At 42.8% G+C, this 5079-nt stretch carries 2 protein-coding genes; both read left to right on the top strand.

Features of this window, described 5'->3' with window-relative positions; all coding sequences use genetic code 11:
• Window positions 1-871: Rieske 2Fe-2S domain-containing protein (locus AC33VI_RS03435; protein WP_491780870.1), on the top strand; the 871-nt coding region annotated here is incomplete at its 5' end.
• A gap of 260 nt (window positions 872-1131) precedes the next feature.
• Complete coding sequence (locus tag AC33VI_RS03430; protein ID WP_491780869.1) at window positions 1132-5040, top strand: beta-ketoacyl synthase N-terminal-like domain-containing protein; 3909 nt, start codon at window positions 1132-1134, stop codon at window positions 5038-5040.
• Window positions 5041-5079: the final 39 nt, after the last annotated feature.

Raw genomic sequence — 5079 nt, 5'->3', positions numbered from 1 at the left:
TTGGGTTGAGAATGAGGAAATTGTTTGCCCTTATCACTCTTGGAGATATACTGCTGATGGCAAAGTATTTAGTCCTAGTACCCCCAAGCTAAATCTCTGCGTGCCATCGTTGACTGCGATCGAACGTTATGGAGTGATTTGGATCAAATCTGCCGACTCATCCGCTAATTTCCCCGATTTCAATCTTCAAGAGCATTTATCTGCTGGCGTTATTACTCAAGAAATTGAAGCACCCTTAGAAGTTGTTGTCGATAATTTTTCCGACATCGAACATAATCCCAGCACTCATACTTATTTTGGCTATTCTGCCGAGAATATTGCCACCGTGGAAAGTCGTATTGAAACCACAGATGAATCTGTCCGCGTTATTAATCGGGGGGTTCAACAGTCTTTACCCTGGATAGTGGAAAAAATATTCTTTAACGTACAGTCGGGTGACTGGTTTTTAAATGACTGGAAGACCTACTTTTCTCCTTTATATAGCATTTTCGATCAATTTTGGCTCGATCCTGCGACCGATAAGCCAAGACGAATACAGGTAAAGTTAGTCGTTTTTTATATACCCATTAGCGATCGCCAAACGCGATTGACAATCTTTCTTTTTGCCAATCCCATCATTAATAAATCGCTCTTTAAATTTGTAGTTAAGCCTATTGTGAGATTTTTTGTAGATTACGAGCTTAAGAAAGACAAAGAAATACTAGAGAATTTGGCAGATAAGCAAATGCCGTTGAGTGAAATGAAGCTTGGACGTTACGATCGCGTTTTAGGGGAAAACCGCAAACGAATCGATCGCCTTTATCGGGGAGAAAACCACAATAAGGATAATAGACTTTTGGCAAAAGTCAGGGAAAAAGTTCAAGGAGATTAAATTTTAAACAGCAAAGCCAAGTAAAGAATGAATAAATCTGATTTGACCTAATATATCGGGCAAAGGGCAGCCCCAAAGACACTAAAGTATTCCCTGATCCGAAGCTGTACCCTTTAGGGTCGGTCAGGGCAGAAGGCAGCAAACTTTAAAATTGTCAAATCGCGAAAAAGTATTGATTCAGACTGATAATTATATATAAATACTTTAATTAATTTTTCGGAACAGAGTTACAGTAATTATTTCAATATTTCCTAGTTGCAATGCCAAAAACTTCGATCGCTATAGTTGGAATGTCAGGGATTTTTCCCCAAGCTAAAAATATTCATCAGTATTGGTCGAAGATTGTCAACGAAGTAGATTGTATAACTGATGTTCCGCCATCGCGCTGGAATATTGATGATTATTACGATCCCGATCCCCATACTCCCGACAAGACTTATTGCAAAAGGGGCGGTTTTATTCCCGATATTAATTTTAATCCCTTAGAGTTTGGTTTGCCGCCGAATATTTTGGAAGTAACGGATGTATCTCAGTTGTTGTCTTTGATCGTAGCGAAAGATGCTCTAGCCGATGCGGGATATCAGGATGCTACGGAATCGGTTCGACAGCGCACTGGAGTAGTTTTAGGGGTTGCTGGGGGAAAACCGCTGATTTCTCCTTTAGCTAATCGGTTGCAATCTCCGATTTGGGAGAGAGTATTGAGAAGTAACGGTGTCTCTGAAGCTGATACCGCTAAGATTATCGAGCAAATGAAATTGGCATACGTTCCTTGGACGGAAAATTCTTTTCCTGGGTTATTGAGTAACGTGGTTTCGGGCAGAGTAGCTAATCGCTTGGATTTGGGGGGGATGAATTGCGTGGTGGATGCTGCCTGTGCTAGTTCTTTGAGTGCTTTGAGGATGGCAATTACCGAACTGGAAGAACATCGCAGCGACATGATGATTACGGGGGGAGTAGATACGGACAATACGATTTTTATGTATATGTCTTTTAGTAAGACTCCTGCTTTTTCTCGCCAGGGACAAATTAAACCTTTCTCGGCTGATTCTGACGGGATGCTGATTGGGGAAGCCTTGGGCATGATGGTACTTAAACGATTAGCCGATGCCGAACGAGACGGCGATCGCATTTATGCCGTAATTAAAGGCATGGGTACTTCTAGCGATGGTAAATACAAAAGCATCTATGCACCCCGTTCTTCGGGACAGGCTGTGGCATTGCGTCGGGCATATCAGGATGCGGGTTTTCCAGCCCAAACTGTAGGTTTGGTGGAGGCTCACGGGACAGGGACTATGGCGGGCGATCCTGCGGAATTTGCGGGTTTAAAAGAAGTTTTTGGCGAAAATAATCCCCATAAATCGGCGATCGCTTTAGGTAGTGTTAAGTCGCAAATCGGACATACTAAAGGAGCAGCAGGGGCGGTTAGTCTGATTAAAGTTGCTCTAGGATTGCATCACCAAGTTTTACCGCCGACAATTAACGTTACGAAACCCAACCCTAAGTTAGAAATTGAAGATTCCCCCTTTTACCTCAATACCAAAACTCGTCCTTGGCTGACGGCGGATGATACCCCTAGAAGGGCGGGAGTAAGTTCTTTTGGCTTTGGTGGGACTAATTTTCATGTCGTCTTGGAAGAGTATCGGGGAGAAAATAAATTTAGCAAAGATAATATATCCCCGCAAGCATCGAGTATTTTAGTTTCGGCAAATACGCCCGAAAGCTTATTAGCTAAATGCCAAGAGTTAATTAAAGAGTTGGCGACAGATAGCGCAACAGAAATACACCATAAGTTAATTGAAGATAGCCATAATTTAACTATTCCCATAACCGCTAGTAGAGTTGGTTGGGTTACAGAATCTTTAGGGGAAACCATTACCAAACTAAAAACTGCGATCGCAACTCTGGAGCAATATAGCAGTTATCAGTCGTGGGAACATCCTCAGGGTATTTACTATCGTCGTGGGGGAATTAAAACTACAGATAAAGTGGTGGCTTTGTTTTCGGGACAGGGTTCGCAATATGTAGAAATGGGTCGAGAATTAGCCATTCGCTATCCCGAAATTCATCAAGCATTCGAGCAGATGGATCGCACTTTAACTAAAGATAAATTAACTCCAATTTCTCAGCTAGTCTTTCCTCCGCCAGTTTTCGATCGGGCAGAAAAAGAAATACAAACTGCCGAACTCAATAAAACAGAAAACGCTCAACCTGCCATTGGTGCGTTTGGCATGGGTTTATATAATCTCCTACAAAATATTGGCTTCCAGCCAGATATAGTTGCAGGTCATAGTTTTGGAGAATTGACTGCACTTTGGGCTGCTAAAGTTTTGAGCGATCGCGATTATTGTTTTCTAGTTAAATCCAGAGGGCAAGCAATGGCGACAAACCCTACAGGGGATAGGGGAAAAATGCTAGCAGTTAAAGGAGATAGCGATCGCCTAGAGCAATTAATTACCAATCTAGAAAACATTACTATTGCCAACAGGAATTCTCCCCGTCAGGTAGTGTTAGCGGGTCAAACTTCTAGCATTCTCCTGGCTAAAGATAAATTAGATAGTTGGGGTTTCGATACGGTTTTGTTGCCCGTCTCCGCTGCTTTTCACACTCCTTTCGTCAGTCACGCTCAACAACCTTTTGCTACCGCATTAAATTCAGTTCAGTTCCATACTCCCCAGATTCCCGTTTATTCCAACACTACCGCTAATCTTTATCCCCAAGATTCTCAAGCGATCGAGCGCATTTTAGCCCAGCAAATCCTCGAACCAGTAGACTTTAAAACCGAAATCGAAAACATCTATCAAGCAGGAGGTAGGGTTTTTGTGGAATTTGGGGCGAGGAATATTTTGACCAACTTAGTAGCAGATACTTTAGGCGATCGACCCCACACGGCTATTTGTCTGCATCGTAGAAATAAAGAACAACCCACAAGCGATCGCCTTTTCCAACAAGCGATCGTTCAATTAAGAGTGCTAGGGCTTCCTTTAAATAGTACCCAAAAGAATTTATCCCCAACCAAAGCCCAGTCAAGTCGCAAAGGTTTTAATGTTCAATTAAATGGAGCTAATTATGTCAGCGATCGCACTAAGAATGCTTTTACTACTGCTTTAGGCGATCGCTCTAGTTCGTATCCTACAAATCTCTATAAAGAGAACCGATCTAAAAATACTCAATCAAATATTGTTCGATCAAATAACCAAACTGACTGCCCCGCAGCAAATAAAGTAGAAGAAGATCCTTCTACCTTAAGGGCGAAGCCCGATAAGATAGCTCGTCCAAATCGAAAAATTAATTCCTCAGATCGTCCTCAAAACAAAGCAACTATGAATCAATCATCTCAATCTAACAATTCATCGAATCGTAGTAATTTACAGTCTAATTTTGCCGAGCTTTTGATGCGGTTTCAGGAACATCAAACACAAGTCAATCAAGTACACCAACAATATTTAGACAATCAGGCTGCTTATACTCAACAGTTTTTAGAATTACTCCAACAACCATCGCCACAAATAGCTTCAAATCCCGTCGAACCCGATCGAGAGTCGATCGCGACTTCTAATAACTCTAATCTTCAACTTACAGAATCATCAAGTAACTATATTCTTGAAGCTTCAAATAGATCCTTCGATGATGATGCGGAAGAGGAAGTAATGAAGGCAGAAGGCAGAGGAGACAAGGAGACAGGGAGACTGGGAGACTGGGAGACGGGGAGACGGGGATATTCTAATCCAGCAGCAAATATAGAATTAAGTCGTAGGGGCGTTTCGCGAAACGCCCTTACTGAATCATTGTTGTCGGTAGTCAGCGAGAAAACGGGGTATCCCGTGGCAATGTTGGAGTTGGATATGGATCTGGAAGCCGATCTGGGGATTGACTCGATTAAAAGGGTAGAGATCTTAGGGGCAATGCAGTCTCAACATCCAGATCTACCCCCCGTAAATCCTGAAGAGTTGGCACAGTTGCGAACTTTAAGGCAAATTATCGATCGCGTAGCAGGAGGAAGAGGAGACGGGGAGACGAGGAGATGGGGAGACAGGGAGACAGGGAGACAGGGAGACGGGGAGACGGGGAGACGGGGATATTCTAATCCAGCAGCAAATATAGAATTAAGTCGTAGGGGCGTTTCGCGAAACGCCCTTACTGAGTCGTTGTTGTCGGTAGTGAGTGATTAGAGGGGGTATCCAATGGCAGTGTTGGTGATGGATATGGAT

Source organism: Waterburya sp. (assembly GCF_058530065.1).
Note: the sequence above shows the minus strand (reverse complement) of the source record. Positions and strands in the feature narration are given on the sequence as shown.

Excerpts from the sequence above, each read along its gene's own strand:
- AC33VI_RS03430 (WP_491780869.1), top strand. The coding sequence starts at position 1,132 with ATGCCAAAAACTTCGATCGCTATAGTTGGAATGTCAGGGATTTTTCCC.